General features: G+C 39.2%; 14 protein-coding genes. 4 read left to right on the top strand and 10 right to left on the bottom strand.

Annotated features, from left to right (window positions below; genetic code table 11):
* Window positions 1-277: 277 nt before the first annotated feature.
* The 6 genes from ACFOUY_RS12410 to ACFOUY_RS12385 all read right to left on the bottom strand — a co-directional run bounded on the left by ACFOUY_RS12410 (window position 278) and on the right by ACFOUY_RS12385 (window position 8,590).
* Complete coding sequence (locus ACFOUY_RS12410) at window positions 278-1,021, bottom strand: hypothetical protein (RefSeq protein WP_378961028.1); 744 nt, start codon at window positions 1,019-1,021, stop codon at window positions 278-280.
* Window positions 1,022-1,925: 904 nt separating this feature from the next.
* Complete coding sequence (locus ACFOUY_RS12405) at window positions 1,926-3,245, bottom strand: gluconate:H+ symporter (protein ID WP_378961027.1); 1,320 nt, start codon at window positions 3,243-3,245, stop codon at window positions 1,926-1,928.
* Window positions 3,246-3,254: 9 nt separating this feature from the next.
* A complete protein-coding gene (locus ACFOUY_RS12400; protein WP_378961026.1) occupies window positions 3,255-4,970 on the bottom strand; it encodes an IlvD/Edd family dehydratase in 1,716 nt (571 codons plus the stop codon).
* 22 nt (window positions 4,971-4,992) lie between these two features.
* The gene (locus tag ACFOUY_RS12395; RefSeq protein WP_378961024.1) at window positions 4,993-6,579 is read right to left on the bottom strand and encodes an aldehyde dehydrogenase (NADP(+)); all 1,587 of its coding nucleotides are present in this window, start codon (window positions 6,577-6,579) and stop codon (window positions 4,993-4,995) included.
* The gene (locus ACFOUY_RS12390; protein ID WP_378961022.1) at window positions 6,576-7,412 is read right to left on the bottom strand and encodes a fumarylacetoacetate hydrolase family protein; all 837 of its coding nucleotides are present in this window, start codon (window positions 7,410-7,412) and stop codon (window positions 6,576-6,578) included. Before ACFOUY_RS12390 ends, ACFOUY_RS12395 begins: the two co-directional genes overlap by 4 nt.
* 290 nt (window positions 7,413-7,702) lie before the next feature.
* The gene (locus tag ACFOUY_RS12385) at window positions 7,703-8,590 is read right to left on the bottom strand and encodes an AraC family transcriptional regulator (protein WP_378961020.1); all 888 of its coding nucleotides are present in this window, start codon (window positions 8,588-8,590) and stop codon (window positions 7,703-7,705) included.
* Window positions 8,591-9,156: 566 nt separating this feature from the next.
* Here ACFOUY_RS12385 and ACFOUY_RS12380 point away from each other — a divergent pair.
* The 3 genes from ACFOUY_RS12380 to ACFOUY_RS12370 all read left to right on the top strand — a co-directional run bounded on the left by ACFOUY_RS12380 (window position 9,157) and on the right by ACFOUY_RS12370 (window position 15,280).
* The gene (locus ACFOUY_RS12380; RefSeq protein ID WP_378961019.1) at window positions 9,157-12,327 is read left to right on the top strand and encodes a SusC/RagA family TonB-linked outer membrane protein; all 3,171 of its coding nucleotides are present in this window, start codon (window positions 9,157-9,159) and stop codon (window positions 12,325-12,327) included.
* A 13-nt stretch (window positions 12,328-12,340) separates the two neighbouring features.
* On the top strand, window positions 12,341-13,891 hold the full coding sequence (locus tag ACFOUY_RS12375; protein WP_378961017.1) for a SusD/RagB family nutrient-binding outer membrane lipoprotein: 1,551 nt from the start codon (window positions 12,341-12,343) through the stop codon (window positions 13,889-13,891).
* Window positions 13,892-14,314: 423 nt separating this feature from the next.
* Entirely contained in the window at window positions 14,315-15,280 is a 966-nt protein-coding gene (locus tag ACFOUY_RS12370) for a hypothetical protein (RefSeq protein ID WP_378961016.1), read from the top strand.
* Here ACFOUY_RS12370 and ACFOUY_RS12365 read toward each other — a convergent pair.
* Window positions 15,196-15,498 carry a sigma factor gene (locus ACFOUY_RS12365; RefSeq protein WP_378961015.1) on the bottom strand — a complete coding sequence of 101 codons (303 nt, stop codon included), beginning with the start codon at window positions 15,496-15,498 and terminating at the stop codon, window positions 15,196-15,198. The genes ACFOUY_RS12370 and ACFOUY_RS12365 overlap by 85 nt on opposite strands.
* A 225-nt stretch (window positions 15,499-15,723) precedes the next feature.
* Window positions 15,724-15,900, bottom strand: coding sequence for a transposase (locus ACFOUY_RS12360; protein ID WP_378961046.1), 177 nt, complete (start codon window positions 15,898-15,900; stop codon window positions 15,724-15,726).
* Window positions 15,901-15,960: 60 nt separating this feature from the next.
* Here ACFOUY_RS12360 and ACFOUY_RS12355 point away from each other — a divergent pair, with 60 nt between their 5' ends.
* Entirely contained in the window at window positions 15,961-16,632 is a 672-nt protein-coding gene (locus ACFOUY_RS12355) for a BON domain-containing protein (RefSeq protein WP_378961012.1), read from the top strand.
* Window positions 16,633-16,753: 121 nt separating this feature from the next.
* Here the strand turns inward: ACFOUY_RS12355 and ACFOUY_RS12350 are convergent, their stop codons facing one another.
* Both ACFOUY_RS12350 and ACFOUY_RS12345 read right to left on the bottom strand, forming a co-directional pair.
* A complete protein-coding gene (locus ACFOUY_RS12350) occupies window positions 16,754-17,143 on the bottom strand; it encodes a hypothetical protein (RefSeq protein WP_378961011.1) in 390 nt (129 codons plus the stop codon).
* A gap of 72 nt (window positions 17,144-17,215) precedes the next feature.
* The gene (locus ACFOUY_RS12345; RefSeq protein WP_378961009.1) at window positions 17,216-17,512 is read right to left on the bottom strand and encodes a hypothetical protein; all 297 of its coding nucleotides are present in this window, start codon (window positions 17,510-17,512) and stop codon (window positions 17,216-17,218) included.
* Between the last annotated feature and the right edge of the window lie 361 nt (window positions 17,513-17,873).

Below are 17,873 nucleotides of genomic sequence, written 5' to 3'. Positions count from 1 at the left end.
AGGTTCCATTTAATTTGACGATACGCAGGTAGTCTATCCATTGATCAGCAATTAATTCTACGGATGCAGTCCATTCAGAAACATCGAGTAGTTTTACTTCTTTCTTAGAAAGGGCGGAAATTTATTATTGGATAAACCGTTATCAACTGACCCCATCTCGCCAAAAGTATTTTTCTCATAAAGCCTTATTTATCAATGAACTTACCAAGAATTAAAAATTGGTACAATGGGGTCATTCAATTCTGATTTATCCAAGAGTATTACTGCAGTTTATCAACTATGACATAATCGTATTTAGCTCGGCAATGAATTTTTCGACCTTCCGGGTGCTGAAGAAACTTTGAAGCACAAGCACCTCCTCCTTTTGCGACTGCGGTTGTAAGAAATAGACCTGCACATCGGTACCCGTGTAAATCAAATTTGTAGATTTTCTAACGGTTTGCACCCCGTTATAATCGTCAAAGGAATAGGTTTTATTACCCCAACCGATAGGGTTTTTTCTGGTTAGAAGCCGCGAACCTCTATCGAAAGTGACCTCGGTAAGCCCAGCAAGGATAATTGCCGGGCCGCCAATAAGCATGAACATTAAAAAGCATATTCGGCCGAGATTTATTTCATGGCCTAGCCAAGCGTCTGGTGTAAGTTCGTGTATTCCGATAACCAACAGAGTAAGACCAAAAATGATGCTTCCAGTCTTGTTTTTCTTAATCGTATAAGCGCCGCCCACAACATTGAAAAACTCATAATTATCTATAATTGGTACCTTGAAGTCATCTGGGGCATCATAGGTAGCAAGCAGCTGATGAATTGGAGTAATCACTTCGTTAACAAATGCAATCGCATTGGGGTCATCATTTTTTCCGTATGCGCATGAAACCAAGATGCCTTTCCCGTAACGATTTTCTTTTTTAAAAACCTTGTATTTGTAGGAACCTAAAGTGTCTGTGACCGGACTTATTCCATAGATACGGGAAAATGGGATTGATGATACAGGTAAAAAACCCATAAGTTTTCGGCGCATGATTCCATGGCTAGTGTCAAACTCTACCGAGGTACCCGCCCATGAAATGAAAAGAGCTATTACTGCAATCAAGGTGATAAGAAGTGGTATAGACGAATTAACAGAATTATGCAGGTAATGTAGGTAAACGAAATATCCGCATATAAAGATAATGGCGAGCACTGCGGCTAGGATGTAAGAAAGACCATAAGGATATATGGTTACCCGATCCGGATGAACTTTCCAGCGTGTTTTCGATATTGACTTAAGTGACAAGGGCTTTAGATTTTAAGATTTAAACAGTTATATTCTGTTTTGGTTTGGATAAACAATATTAATTTTATGTTAAGAAATGCATAGAATATTTCTCAAGATAGTTATTTTCTATTTACCGTAATTGGTTCCTAATACCTTCAGCTAAAAGAAAACTTATATTTAAGATATCTTGTTTTGAGACAGTTTTTCTCTTGGCCGTAATTAGCGTATAGAAAATTTACAGCTTAAAGAAAAATAGAGTAGGGGAAAGATAGCTTGGTTTAATGAAACAAATAATTGGCTTTAATTTGGCTATATTCTTTATACTAAAAAATGCGGACTAGTTAAATTCATTATGGGGCACAAATTAGGAACAATGAATGCGACCAGTAGTGGGAACCGATGACACGGTGGCATCTGGATTGGCAAAATAAATTGTCGGCGGGATGGCGAGAAATAGGTCTTCAGGGATGAGAAATCTTCAGAGTTTCATAGCGCATAAATAAGTATCTCACATGGTTTGCTATTAAATTTCAACATTCTACTTTTATCCCTAAATTAACTGCTCAGCGTATATTAAAAGCTATTTTTTGCTTTTAAAATTTTAGAAGTAAGTGCCAATTAAGCTGATGAAGATTTGAAACGCGTCCTGGAAGGTGATGGTTATTATCTATTTAAACATTACCTGGTTTATAATCAGTATTCCAATAAGTCCGATAACTGAAACTAGCGTTTCCATCAGCGACCAAGACAAAAATGTTTGTTTGATAGATAATCCTAAATACTCTTTGAATAGCCAAAAAGAGGAGTCATTTACGTGAGAACAAAATAGGCTCCCTGATCCAACCGCGAGCACCATTAAATTTGGATCGGTACCATGAGGCCCAATAAGCGGATAAACGATGCCAGCAGCGGTGAGGCCAGCTACGGTAGCCGAGCCCAGGCAAAGCCTTAACACGGCTGTTATTAACCAAGCCAATAATAAAGGTGGCAGCGTCAAACCTTGCAAAATTGCAGCAAGACTGTTGCTTACCCCTGTTTCTACAAATACTTGTTTCAAAATACCTGCGCTACCGATTATTAAAAGAATCATTGCTATATCTTTTGTCGCATCAACAAAAATTACCATAATGTCAATCAGCTTTTTACCTAACCTAATCCCAAGTGTAAATGTTGCAATACAAATGGTTAATATCATGGCAATAGTTGAATCACCGATAAAGCTGGCAAGATTTTTTACTGCTATATTGTCACTACATATTCTGGTTATCAACGTGGTACCTAAAATTATAAGTACAGGTAACAATGCGGAAATCACACTATTTGTTATCCCAGGCAATTCATTATCGGGCAATTCATCGGCCTGCAAGGTAACTGTTGGGCTAGATTGCATATTTGTTAATAATTTTGCGAAAATAGGGCCTGCAATAATTATAGCGGGTATAGCCACAATTAAACCGTAAATAAAGGTCTTAACCAAATCTGCATTAAATTGGGTAACTAAAGCCATGGGCGATGGATGTGGTGGCAAAAAACCATGCATTACGGACAGCGATGCAAGCATAGGCAATCCTACATATACCAGAGGTAACTTATAGTTATACGCTACTGAAAAAATAATTGGAATAAGCAATACAAACCCAACATTATAAAATAATGGAATGCCCACTATAAAACCTGTTAAAGACATGGCCCAGGTTACGTATTTATAGCCGAATGTGTTTTTTAATACCGCAGCAATTTTTTGAGCGGCACCACTAAATGCGACGAGTTTTCCGAGCATGGCTCCCAAAACGATGATGATTGCTAGAGATCCTAATGTATCTCCCAATCCTTTATTAACAGTTTGCGGAATACTAGCAGCGGGCATACCCAACAATAAAGCTGCCATTACAGATACGATTAAAAATGCAAGAAAAGTATTCACCTTCGCCCAAGCAATTAATAGTACAAGTGTAACTATACAGCCAAAAAGAATTAGTACATCCATGTTTCTATTTTAATGGGAGTCTCTAGTTACTGTTGAACCTGAACCGCCTACTAAAAAGTCCAAATCAGCACCTTTATCTGCCTGCTGAACATGTTTGATGTATAAGTTTACATAGCCACGTGTTGCAAGAGGAGGTGGCTGTACCCAATTGCTTCGCCTCACGGCTAACTCTTCATCACTCACTTCCAGGTGGATACGTTTGTTGGCTACATCGAGCTCTATTATGTCTCCGTTTTCTACAAGAGCTAAATTGCCACCAATAGCAGACTCTGGCGATACATGCAGTATAACTGTACCATATGCCGTACCGCTCATCCGGCCATCCGATATCCTGACCATATCTGTTACGCCTTTGTCAAGCAGCTTTTTTGGTAATGTCATATTACCCACCTCAGGCATACCTGGATAGCCAACCGGACCAACCGTTTTCAAGACCATTACGCAAGTTTCATCAATATCCAAATCAGGGTCATCTACTCTCGCATGGTAATCCTCAATGTCTTTAAACACTACTGCCCGGCCTCTATGCTGCATCAAACTTGGGGTAGCTGCTGATGGCTTTATAACCGCTCCATTAACTGCAAGATTACCTTTTAGTACAGTGATTCCACCTTCTTGAATGATCGGTTGCTCAAATTCATATATAACTTCCTTATTATAATTTATTCCTGCACCAGCAATGTTCTCGGCATGCGTTTTCCCACTTACCGTAATGGTATCCATTTTTAAAACAGATTGCATTTGTTTTAAAACAGTAGGCACACCACCAGCATAGTAAAAATCCTCCATCAAAAATTTCCCGGAAGGCATAAGATTTACAAGGAGAGGCATCTTGCTACCAATATCATCAAAATCGTCTAGGTTTAGCGCTACACCCATACGCCCTGCAATAGCGGTAAGGTGAATAATGAAGTTTGAGGAACCTCCTACTGCAGCATTTACCTTAATTGCATTTTCAAAAGCATCGCGTGTTAGTATTTTAGAAATTTTTAAGTCTTCTTTAACCATTTCAACTATTCTTCTTCCAGATAGCTGAGCAAGCCTTTTTCTCCGGGAGTCAACGGCAGGTATAGCTGCACCACCAGAAAGGCTCATGCCTAAAGCTTCTACCATGCAAGCCATAGTGGAGGCTGTTCCCATTGTCATACAGTGGCCCGGACTACGAGACATGCAACTTTCAACTTCTGCATATTCATCATAAGTAATTTGGCCTTTCTTTAATTCCTCTGTCAGCTTCCACACACTTGTTCCTGAGCCTATGTCATGTCCGTGATATTTTCCGTTTAACATTGGTCCGCCAGGAACCACAATCGTTGGTAAATCTACACTCGCTGCTCCCATTAGCGTAGAAGGCGTAGTTTTATCGCAGCCCGTAAGTAGTACTACACCATCTATAGGGTTGCCTCTTATGGATTCCTCTGCATCCATACTGGCGAGATTACGGAACAACATAGCGGTAGGTTTTAAGAGTGTTTCACCTAATGACATAATGGGAAATTCTAGCGGAAAGCCACCAGCCTCCAATACTCCGCGACGAACACTTTCGGCAATATCACGCAGATGGGCATTGCAAGGTGTAAGTTCAGACCATGTGTTGCAAATTCCTATTACCGGTCTGCCGTCAAACATGTCTTCGGGCATACCCTGGTTTTTCATCCAACTGCGATAGATGAGGCCCATTTTATCTTTTTTTCCAAACCAAGTCGAACTTCTATATGATTTCATATCTAGAATATACTATGTTGCTTTATTTTATTACTTCCTTATTTAGATTACCGTTTACCAGTCGCCAGATACTTAATGGGTTTTCGTTTTTTAATTCATCTGGCAATAGTTTATCCGGCATATTCTGGTAACATACTGGCCGCGTAAACCTGTCAATTGCAGCTGTGCCTACTGATGTTGTTTTTTGGTCTGTTGTGGCGGGGAATGGCCCTCCATGAACCATAGCGCTACAAACCTCAACACCCGTAGGGAACCCATTAATTAGTAATCTGCCTACTTTTTGTTCTAAAATATCGAGTAAATCTTTATACTCAACCAAGTCGCTATCGGTTCCGTGTACTGTAGCGGTTAAATGCCCGCTAAGATTCTTTGCTATTTCAATGATATCCTTTTTAGAATTTGCTTCTACTATGACGCTTGATGGCCCAAAAAGCTCTTCAGACAAATCAGGATGAATTTTTAATAAATCACTTTTTATTTTGAATAAAATTGGGGATGCAACATTTAAATTTGCTGTGTAATTGCCTTTTGCAAGTGTTTCAACGCCAGACATTCCGCTACGTTTTTCAACGCCGGCAGTATATGATTTATAGATATCGCCAGTAAGCATTACGCCTCCTGAAGTTTGTCTAAATTCTTCTTCAAGCTTCTGGATAAAACCAGGGGCGGCATCAGCACTTTCGTAAATAAGCATTCCTGGATTAGTACAGAACTGACCTATGCCTAGCGTTACTGAGCCAGAAAACCCATTGGCTAACGACTGGGATTTTTCTAATAAAGCTTGTGGAAGAATAAACACTGGGTTAGTGCTACCCATTTCAGCATAAACTGGAATAGGTGTTTCCCGGCGTACAGCCATATCGTATATGGCCTTACCTGCACCAAATGAACCTGTAAATGCAACAGCCTTTATGTCTGGGTGCTTAACCAATAGACCACCCAAAACAGGGCCATCCCCAAAAAGGAGCGAAAAAACACCGTCAGGCATTTCAGTTGAAATAGCGGCTTTATTGATTGCCTTACCTATTAGCGAGCTGGTTGCAAGATGTGCAGGATGTGCCTTTACTACTACACAGCAACCCGCTGCAAGCGCAGATGCGGTGTCGCCCCCGGCTACAGAAAATGCAAGGGGAAAATTACTAGCTCCAAAAACTAGTACTGGTCCAAATGGCATTTGCATGGAGCGAATATCTGGTTTAGGAAGCGGTACGCGTTCTGAATTGGCGGTCTCAATTCGAGCGTCTAGCCAAGATCCTTCTTTTAATAAATCGGCAAACAACTTCAACTGGCCCACAGTCCGTCCTCTTTCACCTTCTATACGGCCTTTCGGTAGTCCGGATTCTGCGCAGCAAATCGTTATCAACTCATCTTCAATGCCAATAATTTCATCGGCAATCGCTTCTAAAAACTCAGCTTTTCTTACTCCTGATATTTTTCGGTAAATCTGAAATGCAGCTGTTGCCTTTTCAACCGCTCTGTCAACTTCAGTTATTGTAGCTACAGAAAAACTCGCCATTTTTTCGCCGGTGGATGTGTTTATTGAACTAATCATTTCACGTGCGTCGGCAGAGGTTTCGAAACCTATAATTTGTTTACCAACGTTTATCATGCTACGATATTTATAAGTGAACCAATCTCTGAAATGGTTATTTTTACAATGTCTCTGCTTTGTAAAGTGAAATCATCGGCGGGTATTATTCCTGTACCTGTCATTAAATATGTTCCATGAGGGAAATCTAATTCCCGAAACAAGTAAGCTACTAATTCCGTGTGCTTACGTTTCATTTGATTAATGGATATTTTCTCCTTAAAAAGAACATCAGAATCTCTGGAGATTTCTATGCTAATGTTGGTATTTGGATCTATTGGGGTGTCTGCCACTAAAAGGCAAGGACCTAAAGCGGTAGCCCCATTGTATGATTTTGCCTGCGGTAGATAAAGCGGATTTTCGCCCTCGATGTCCCTCGAAGATACATCATTACCTATTGTATAACCTTCTATAGTGCCTTCTGAGCAAATAAATAAGGTAAGTTCCGGTTCGGGTACGTTCCATTTAGAATCAGCCCTGATGCGAATGTTTCCTCCAGAACCCACTGTACGGTAAGATGGCGACTTAAAAAAAAGTTCTGGTCGATCTGCATCATATACCTTGGCATAAAAATCCCCGCCTTTTGCTTCTTTTGATTCCTCTATTCTGGCTTCCCTACTACGAAAATAAGTTACGCCAGATGCCCATACTTCCTGGCTACCTATAGGTGTTAAAATTGCTGAATTTGTGAGCTCTTGTAAATCTTCGTTAGGTTTAAGATGTTGCAACTCACTACTGACCAATTTAAAGAGGTTGCTCCTGTTTACAAACGTATCCCAGTTTTTCTCTTCGGTTAAGAAATATTGGTTATTGTGGTTTATAATAATCCCGCTAGAGGTGTTATAGATTCTCATAATTATTTGGTTTAGTTTTTTGGATAGAAAATTAGGTTTGAACTTAATTTACGTATCCAGGCGGTAAATCGAAAGGTAAATAAGTCCTTTTAGAGCACATTTACAGCATAATGTTAATATAATACAATAAAATGCTTCGATACTAAAATTACTGTTTTGCTTTGCCTAATTTGAGTGGGAACTTGATCATTATTAACTAACATATCTTTTGATAGCGAGCTTAGCTGACGCAGATCACCTAGCAATTGCCTTACATAAACACCCCATTAAACGCAACTCAAAATTTGCTGCTAGATAAATTTTCTCTCTTCAGTTTTAAGATAATTGTATCGGTAATCCATCGGATTTTTTTTGGTAAGCGCTTTAAATTGATGATAGAAGTGAGAGATGTTATTGTAGCCACAAGCATAGCCTACCTCAGTCATATTAAATTCCTCTTCTACTAATAATCTGCAAGCATTTCCAATTCTCACTTCCATTAAAAATTGGATATATGTTTTTTTTGTTTTGGATTTAAAGTATCTACAAAAAGAGTGCTTTCCCATGTTAATTACTGCAGCCACATCTTCCAAAGCCACTTTTTGGTGGTAATTATTAAAAGTGTATTCGAATATAGTGTTAATGCGGTTTTGATCGATGCTATTCACTTCTGGGTTAAAGCCGTTAGATGATATAATTTCATATTCTTTTGAAGCAGCTATTATTTCTAGAGCAGATAATAAATTGATCAATTTACGAGAAGGCGATTCATTGAGCATTTCCTCAGCTATTTTGCCAACCTTTCGTCTAGTTACTCCTTTTAAACGCAAACCCAGCTTACTTGTGTTCAGTAGTTTAACAATTGGGCTAATTTCAGGGAGATTTAAAAATGCATCGCCCCAGATGTTATTTTGAAAAAGTATCACGATTGTTTCTCCAACTTTTTCGGTATCGCTTTCCAGATATTTTTGTTCACACCGGAAAGTATGTGGCAAGTTTGACCCAAATAAAAATACATCACCATTTTTAAAAGGACCAACATAGTCGCCTATCAGGCAGGTGCCGTAGGTTCTTTTAACAACTAGTAACTCGCACTCAGGGTGATAATGCCAGGCACTTAATATTGCATGGCCTATATCCTTATGAATATTAAAGGAATGCTCCGGGTTTGGAGTAGCCTTTTTTAAAGTAGCCTTCATGTTTATAATTGGTTAATTATAGTATGAAATTATAAATTATGTACGATATAATGCCCATCTATTTTATTTATTGATAGTATCTATGTTAACAATACCAAGCTATTTTATTTGTGCATTAGATTGGTTTTATGGTGAATTATTGTTGTAAGTTATTGATAAACAGATGAATTTAAGATGTCTTATCAGACAGCAACGAATACTAGAAAGAAATATCTATGTTAATATGTTACAATTTTTTGCGGTAATACTGAAATTGCTTTTCATTAAAGTTGTCTTTATTTGCTTGAGTAACATAACTGTTTCGAAACCAAATATAAATGGAAAGTAATGCTTCTATTCTTCGCAACTATTTTCTTCAAATAACATATTGAGCTAAGCATATTTGCCTAGATTATTAGAACAGATATTGATCAAATAACCAATATAATCATATGAGATAGATTTACTTAACATCCAACCACGGCAACTGGTCGCTAAACACTGCTTATGTCACGAACTATGGCAAAGTGTCTTCTGCGGTTATATAAGCAGTTTATTAAAAAAACCAATTCTAACCAAAAAAAATTATGAAAAAAAAATTACTTCCACTAGTATTTATGTGTACTGTGTTAACGGTATTCATTCTATTCGAGCCCGCGGGCGCATCAGCTGGTGGACTAACAACTGCAGTTTTTAGTAAATCTATAACAACCAAAAATTTAAAATTAGCTGCTATAGGAATTACGGGTAAAGTTACCGATGAAAAGGGTGTTGGTATGCCCGGCGTGAGCGTAGTAGAAAAGGGAACGCGAAATGCTGCGGTAACCAATTCATCTGGTAGTTATACCATAAATGTTACCAATGCCAATGCGGTATTGGTGTTTACATCCATTGGCTATAATCCTGTAGAAATAACGGTAAATGCAAAAACCGTTGTTAATGTTTCCATGGTGACGGCAACAAATGCTTTGAATGATGTTGTGGTAACAGCGCTCGGTATAAAAAGGGAAGCAAAAAGCTTAGGCTATTCGGCTCAAAAAGCCGACGTAGAGGCGTTACAAACTAACCGTACAACCAACCTCGCCAATTCGCTTGAGGGCCAGATTGCTGGTTTGGATATTTCTCCACCCGCCGCAGGACCAGGTGGAAGTACAAAGATTCGTTTGCGTGGACAATCTTCTTTCACCGCAGACAATTCGCCGCTAATCGTAATAAATGGCTTACCAATGTCGCAGGGTGCAAGTAGTAGTAATGGTTATACCCAAAATGTAGACCAGGGAGATAATTTGCAAGGCATCAATCAGGATGACATTGAATCGATGACTGTTCTAAAAGGATCTACCGCAGCAGCGTTGTATGGTTCGCGTGCCGTTAATGGTGCAATAATTATAACGACAAAGTCGGGAGCTAAAAATACTGGAATAGGTATTGAGTTCAACTCTAATTTTACTATAAACCAGGCACTGGATTATACCGATTTTCAATATGAGTACGGGCAAGGGGAGAATAATATTCGTCCCTCATCAGTTGGTACTGCGCAGAGTTCTGGTGCATGGAGTTTTGGTGTGCCATTTGATAATGTACCAACGTTTCAATTCGACGGCGTTCAGCGTCCGTATGCACCTGTTAAAGGCCGGATAAAGACGTTCTTCAGACTTGCACCATCGTGGAGTAACACAGTTGCAATTTCTGGCGGTAATGACAAAGGAAGTTTTCGGGTATCTCTCTCTAATCAGGACGCTCAGGGCATAGTACCAAACAACGATTATCATAAAAAGATATTTAACGTTGGTATCAATTACAAACTTACTGAAAAATTATCTGCACAATTTTACGTTAACTATGATCACCAGTTTAATAACAATCCGCCACTTATCGGCGTACAGGGAAATTCAATTCCGACATCAATTTACAGGTTGGCTAACTCCATTTCTTTTGATGTACTCAAGGCAGGCGCAATAGATGCCAACGGAAATGAAACACCTACGTCAAGGTTTGCTACCGTTACCAATCCATACTGGATATTAGAGAAGCAATTTCAAAGACAAACAAAAGATCATTTGTTAGGAACTGCTGTGGTACGCTACCAGTTTTTTGACTGGTTGTATTTTCAAGGGAGGGCGAATATGGACCTTTTGCAAACTACTTATGAATCAAACACGCCGACTGGTACGCTGGCCGTATCTGCAGCACCAACAGGCTTATATAACGGTAGCTACGGGATAAGTACTTCAAGTACACGCCAGAATAATTTTGACTTCCTACTGGGTGGCGGGCATAAGTGGAAAGATTTTTCATTTAATGCAACGGTAGGTGGTAATAACTTTCCCTTAATTACGTCTACATTTAATGAAGCGGTAACCAACTTCTACATCAGAGATTTATATACAATTGGAAACGGTGTTACGGCAAATTCGAGTTATAACCTAACTAAACAAACAGTAAATTCATTATATGGTACTGCAGAGTTTTCCTACAAAGATTTATTATACCTGAATGTTACCGGCCGTACAGACTGGTATTCTGTACTCGCCAGAGATATAGATCATTATTTCTATCCTTCCATTAGCGGAAGTTTCGTTTTTTCGGAATTACTTCCAAAAACAAAATGGTTAAATTTTGGAAAGCTTAGAGTTGCTGTTGCAGAAACGGGAAGCGCCCAGGACGTTGGTGCCTATAATGCATTAACATTTTTGCTTGCTCAGAATTCATTCAACGGGCTTCCCTTAGGCAGTATAAACGGAACAGCTTCACCAAACACCCAGATTAAGCCTTTTGGCGTAAATGAAAAAGAAATTGGTATCGAGTTACGCATGTTCAACAACAGAGTAAATCTGGACGTAGCTGCTTACGATAAAAAAACGACTAATCAAGCCGTTCCGATAAGCCTGTCTGCTGCAACCGGATATGCCACAACGCTTGTTAATTTAGGTGGTTTATCAAATAAAGGATTAGAATTTAACCTGGAATTAATACCTGTCCAAACAGACAAATTTACCTGGAAAACGACTTTTAATTCTGCTTTCAACTCTTCAAAAGTGTTGTCATTGGCGAACAACCAATCGCAACTTGTAGTGGGCAGTCCTGAGTTTTTTGGATCTATTGTCCATGTGGTAGGTTTACCCCTTAGCCAAATTGTAGGTTCAACTTACAAGCGGGATGCTTCCGGAAATATCGTATTATCGGGAGGCAAACCCGTAGCTAGTGATAAACCAGTTAATTTTGGTAGCGGCCTTCCTACAGCAACAGGAGGTTGGCTAAATACCTTAAATTACAAAGGCTTTACCTTTATCTCCCATATTGATTATAAAGCAGGTGGTAAATTGCTCTCGAGCACAAGTTTAAACTTATTAAGAGAAGGTTTATCAAAAGAATCATTACCTGGCCGTGTCGGGGGCGTAATTTTTCCTGGCGTAAACGCTACTGACGGATTACCAAACACCACCGCTGTAAACGCAGAAGATTTTTACGCAAATTATCGTTCAACGAATATCCTAGATCCATTTATTTACAGTTCAAGCTTTGTTAAATTAAGAAGCCTTTCGTTGGGATACGACTTGTCTAAATTTATCAATAAAAAATATGTGAAAAGCATGGTGTTATCTGCCGTATGTCGTAATGTATTGATCATTAAGAAATATACGCCGAACATTGATCCCGAAGCAATATCCTCAAGCGGAGATAACCTGACCGGTTATGAGCAGGCATCGCTACCAACAACACGTACTTTCGGATTTAACTTAAACGTAAAATTCTAACTCAATATACAATATGAAAAATTTAATTAGAATTATAGCAATAGCAATCTGGTTTCCGATAATTTCCAGTTGCAATAAAGGGTTTGATAAATTAAATATTAGTCCAAATAATCCAACAGAACTCGACGCGGCGTTCTTATTTACGAGCGCACAATTTGGAACACACGGAGCCACGATGGAAACTGAGCCAACCATTGTGCAGCAATTTGTAAATCCATTTTCGGGAATCACCTCGGCGTTTAATTTTAATCAGCTGAATCAAACCTACACTTCGCAAAAGTGGAATGCTGAATATACAGGTACAAATACTGGTGCAACAAGCTCTTCTGGCCCTGTTCAATTACTGGTCCAAATATTAAGCCAACTCAAAGGCAATGCAGCAAGAACAAATTTATATAACGAAGCCAGAATCTGGAAAGCATACCAGTTTATGATGCTGGTAGATACTTACGGAAACGTACCATATACTGAAGCCGGACAAGCCTATTTATCAAACGTGCTTACCCCCAAATACGATAACCAGGCAGCGATTTATACCGACCTGATTAAAGAAGTTACGGAGGCTACAGCAGCGCTGGATCCAACCAAGGATATCGTTAAAGCTGATGTGTTTTACGGTGGTAATATCGCCCAATGGAAAAAACTGGGTTATTCCTTATTACTTCGATTGGGCATGAGGTATAGTAAAATAGATGCTGCAAAAGCGCAAACTATTGTGCAAGCAGCCGTAACTGGTGGAGTAATGACATCAAACGCCGACAACTGTTTCCTAAAATACAATACTACTTACGTAAATCCGGTGAGCCAGACGATTACTGCGATAGCGAATACGTATTATTTAGCGGCTCCCTTTGTAAATCAACTAAAAAACAGCAGTGATCCGCGATTGAAGTTTATATCCGGTAAATATGCAAACCCATTGGCTGCACCTACATCCGTGCCAGATACCACATCTGCAAACCAGTTCGGACTTCCTGTAGGCTATAGCAGTGCGACTTTGCCAACTGCTCCGGGATTTAGAGGTGCTAACGGTTCGGGTTTTAATTATTCACAGGTTAATTATAGTATTTTCGGCAGTTTAACCGCTCCTCAATTTTTTATCACTCATGCTCAAACGCAATTGCTCTTGGCGGAGGCCGCTTTTAGAGGCTGGATAACCGGTGGTAGTACAGCTGACGTTTATTATGCTAACGGTGTACGTGCGGCCATGGACCAATGGACAACCTATAGCCCGGCAGCCATTATTCCTTTAGCTACGCAAAATGCATTTATTAATAATCCCATTAATGCTTATAATTCGGCAAATGCACTCAACCTCATTAATACTCAATATTGGGTAGCGTCTTGGGGCAATGGTACCGAAGCATTTGCTAACTTCAGGAGGAGCGGTTTTCCTGCCTTATCGCCCAATACCATCACAGGACAAAATATAACCGGTGGTTTTGTTCGCCGCTTTGTTTATCCAACGCTTGAGCTTTCTGCAAATTCAGCGAATTACCAGGCAGCGGTTGCAGATAATGGTGGGCCAGATAATATGGACACACGCGTTTTTTGGGATAAATAAAAATCCTCAATAATTATCGACCATATCGATAGTCTAATTAAAAAATGCGGGCGACTACTCGGAGGGCACTAAAAAGTTGCCTTTTTAATAAGCTAATTTTCAAAATCGGTCAGGTAAACTTGTTTTACCTGACCGATTTTTTTATTGAGGGTTTTGTGGTTTACTTTCAAAATTGGCTTCTGTTTGCTTATCAGAATATTGTGATTTCATGCCTTACAATAATTACATCATTAATTAATTTTGAATATTCGGCACAGCATTTATAGTGAAATTTGAGCAGTTTTTTAATCCTATATTCTCCATCAAACCAATATTGGGAAATCACAAACTGCGTACAATTTTTGGATTTTTTTTGCAAATTGACTTGATCGTTCCGAAAAGGATGTCCAAATTCGCCAGTGGATATCAAACCCTCGAAGCGTAATGAACCTTAGCACAAATAGACTGACAGCATTTGTTCCTGCCAGAATTGCATTTTTCACTTTTTTGTTAGTTTGTATTAGCCGCTGTGCATCTGCACAGAATACAGTAGCTAAGATCATTCCCGCTGATCTCAGCGAGATATCTGGCCTGTTTATATCCAGAAACAATCTGTTTTTTATACATAATGATAGTGGAGACACCTCGCGGTTCTTTGCCATCGATGCTAAAGGCAATTTAGTGTCCACATTATATTTCAAAGGAGATCTTTCAAAAAAGCATTTTGGCGTAACTGATTGCGAGGACATAGCCGGTGGCCCCGGCCTTGTAAAGAATAAAAGCTACATCTACCTTGGCGATATCGGAGACAATGGTAGTAACCGCCCTTATGTTACGGTATATCGTTTCCCAGAGCCGAACAAGTTCTCAATTAACATGCAGATCGAAAGTGAGGCAGTCCACCTCAAATATCCAAATGGTCCGCAGGATGCCGAAACTTTAATGGTTGATCCTATTTTAAAGGAACTCATCATCATATCCAAGAGACAGGATACCGTTGGAATATATTCAGCTTCTCTCTTTTTCAAAAACGAAGACACCGTTACAATGAAAAAGCAAGGAAGCCTTTTCCTACCCGGCAAAGGTCTGTGGAAGTATGTCGTTTCCGGAGACATATCCCGTGATGGGCGACAGGTTATATTAAAGACTTATACTAATGTTTATTATTGGCTTCGAAATGGTAAAGAACCAATTTCCCAGACATTACGGCGGATGCCAACGAAACTTCCATACATTCTAGAGCCCCAGGGAGAGGCCGTTGGTTTCACTCCAGATGGAAAGGCCTACTACTGCATAAGCGAAGGAAAAAATGCGGTGATCTACCGTTATAATATCCCCAAGCTTCCTGACCATACTTCAAAACGGGCGCTGTCGACCTCCCCGGTTCGTTCCTCAGGCCATCGGGAATAAATGACTTTTTTACATTGATAATGAGTGTCCAAATAACTTATGGTTTTTTTGCGCTGACTTGTTAAGTGCTTAAGTGATGCATTTTTGACTGATCTGAATAGGTAGGCTTTGGCATTTTCAATTTCATGGTCGTTGCTCCAGAGTTTTATGAATATATCGTTCACTACGCTGGATGAAGTTTCGCTATTGTCCAGGAAATAATTGGCATAGTTCTTCAATATGGAAGCTCATCTTTTGTAAAGCATTCTGCTCCAAACCTTTTTCCTGTTCAACTTTGATAAGCGTTTTCAAATGGTGATAATCTTTCCAAAGTATGGAAGAAGTTAATAGCGTATTATTAGAATGTTATCCTATAATATATTTTATTGAAAATAAATTTATCTCGAAAAAAACAAAAAGCCCAATCATTATGGATGGAGTTGTAGATAGGTCTTAAAATAATATTACTTTAGGAATTGTGTCGTGGCTTTCTCTACTTTTTGTTTACCTCTGAGCTTGAAGCGGCGGAACCCATAGTTCTGTTTGATATTGGCGAGGGCTGGCTCTATAGTGTAACACTCAGCTATTTTGCTAGTGGCTATATGAGAATTGTATAATGATTTTATTAAAACATATAACACCAAGAGGCACCAATTAGGCAACCTTTGATTGTGAAATAATTCACTCTAAAATCATCAAAGATGAAAAGCAACGAAAGTTTACAGAAAGACGTTCAAGAGGCTATTAAATGGGAACCACTTTTGAATGCAGCAGAAATAGGCGTAACAGTTCAGGATGGTGTAGTGACCCTGACCGGGACCGTTGACAGTTATGTAAAAAAAACAGAAGCAGAAGATGCTGCCAAAAACGTAAGTGGCGTTTCGGCAGTAGTTGAAAATATTGAAGTCAAATTTGGCGACTGGGGTGCAAAAGAAGATGGTGATATTGCCAGAGAGGTATTAAATGCATTAAAATGGAGCTGGCAGGTACCTAACGACAAAATAGAGGTCAAGGTAGAAAAAGGTTGGGTAACTCTTGAGGGAGAACTAAGCTGGAATTATCAAAAAGATGCTGCAAAAACAGCTGTCAAAAGTCTTTTAGGTGTTAAAGGCGTGATCAATAGCATCAAAATTGCCTCTGAGGTAAAAGATGCCGTTGAAAAAAGTGACATCGAAAAAGCCATTGCCCGAAATTGGTCAATTAATGATCAGGACATTCATGTTAACGTTTCGGGAAACAGAGTAATCCTGAGTGGAGAAGTGAGCTCATTGTTTCAAAAAGATGAAGCACAGCGGATCGCCTGGAACGCCCCTGGTGTTTGGTTTGTAGATAACGAAATTGCAGTGCAGTATGACTATTTAATGATGGACTAAAAATATGAGGGGAGCCAAAGATCCCCTCATATTTTTTTGATTTCCCAGATTCATTTCATTTGTTTAATGAGGTAAATCAACTAGATGTCGAAAAATCTGATGAAGAATTAAAATTTACATATCAAGTTACGCCCGCTTTGAAATAGCTGTTTACGAAAGCATGCTGCTGGTTTTCTGTCATTTTATCTGTCGGCCTGATCTCAACTTTTATTTTAGAAAACAGGTGATTATTCTTAAAGGTATTGAACAACTCTGTTTTAGCTTCTGTAGGGCCAAAGAGTAGCACTTCATCATATTTCCTGATTAGATCACTGAGTTCCCTATAGTAATCTGCCTGTTCACCCTGTTCCTTGGTGTGCATGGTGCTTTCCCCACGCGTAATTGCTTCTTCTTTAGCCTTGCTGGTAAAGTTACATTCAATTCTTCTTGTCAATATAGGAGCAGCTGGGTAGTCCATTAGGTTGGCCACTGAATGATCCATCCAGATGCCTATTTTTGTCTTTTTTATCATGTTGTTGTTGTTTAGATCGGGTAATGTCAAGACAGGGCTTTTAATACGCTTTGCCTGTGATGGTGGGTAGAATCAATTCAGATTAAGCTCCAGAAAATCGGTGAGCTGTTCTTCCAGGGCCTCACTGTTGTTTGCAGGAATAGTATTGTCTGTTGAAAGAATAATTTCCTTTTCAGAAACAACGATATGAAATGCAACCCCAGCAATGATCTCCGGAAAGGACACATCGATAATATCATATACACGTGCAAATTCTACCGCAACTGCGGCATCCAGTTTTTTATTGAGGTAATCTGCAAAATCTGTTTTCAAGGTTGCAAAAAGATCTTCTGCGGTAACCATCCTTATATTTTCTATTTCAGTAGTCACTGGGTTTGGGTTTAAATTATGGAGTTGATGTTGACGGGGAGTATGAGGGTCAGGATTTCATTTCCATTTTTTACTTCATTGTCTTTAAATATTTTTAGGATAATTTTACTCTGTAGTCATGCCATCGAATTTCTCACAATCCTGCTCTGCTACTTTTTTTGTCGCCCTGATAATCCCATCCTTGTGGTTGGGTGGGCCGTAGATGGTATATAGGCTCAGGTCAACTTCGCTATCGGTATTGATCACATTGTGGCTCGCGCCCAATGTCATTAAGTTAAGGATTTTTATATTGCATCTTTTTGATTTTTAGTTACTTTAGGTTTCACTCTGGCTCTGAACTTATCCTTATTCCTTTGATTTG

Origin of the sequence: Pedobacter jamesrossensis (assembly GCF_042650905.1) — a bacterium.
GTDB lineage: Bacteria > Bacteroidota > Bacteroidia > Sphingobacteriales > Sphingobacteriaceae > Pedobacter > Pedobacter jamesrossensis.
The sequence above is the reverse complement of the archived record's forward strand: the minus strand, read 5'-3'. Positions and strand labels throughout refer to the sequence as shown.

Excerpts from the sequence above, each read along its gene's own strand:
- ACFOUY_RS12410 (WP_378961028.1), bottom strand. The coding sequence starts at position 1,021 with ATGCGCCGAAAACTTATGGGTTTTTTACCTGTATCATCAATCCCATTT.
- ACFOUY_RS12405 (WP_378961027.1), bottom strand. The coding sequence starts at position 3,245 with ATGGATGTACTAATTCTTTTTGGCTGTATAGTTACACTTGTACTATTA.
- ACFOUY_RS12400 (WP_378961026.1), bottom strand. The coding sequence starts at position 4,970 with ATGAAATCATATAGAAGTTCGACTTGGTTTGGAAAAAAAGATAAAATG.
- ACFOUY_RS12395 (WP_378961024.1), bottom strand. The coding sequence starts at position 6,579 with ATGATAAACGTTGGTAAACAAATTATAGGTTTCGAAACCTCTGCCGAC.
- ACFOUY_RS12390 (WP_378961022.1), bottom strand. The coding sequence starts at position 7,412 with ATGAGAATCTATAACACCTCTAGCGGGATTATTATAAACCACAATAAC.
- ACFOUY_RS12385 (WP_378961020.1), bottom strand. The coding sequence starts at position 8,590 with ATGAAGGCTACTTTAAAAAAGGCTACTCCAAACCCGGAGCATTCCTTT.
- ACFOUY_RS12380 (WP_378961019.1), top strand. The coding sequence starts at position 9,157 with ATGAAAAAAAAATTACTTCCACTAGTATTTATGTGTACTGTGTTAACG.
- ACFOUY_RS12375 (WP_378961017.1), top strand. The coding sequence starts at position 12,341 with ATGAAAAATTTAATTAGAATTATAGCAATAGCAATCTGGTTTCCGATA.
- ACFOUY_RS12370 (WP_378961016.1), top strand. The coding sequence starts at position 14,315 with ATGAACCTTAGCACAAATAGACTGACAGCATTTGTTCCTGCCAGAATT.
- ACFOUY_RS12355 (WP_378961012.1), top strand. The coding sequence starts at position 15,961 with ATGAAAAGCAACGAAAGTTTACAGAAAGACGTTCAAGAGGCTATTAAA.
- ACFOUY_RS12350 (WP_378961011.1), bottom strand. The coding sequence starts at position 17,143 with ATGATAAAAAAGACAAAAATAGGCATCTGGATGGATCATTCAGTGGCC.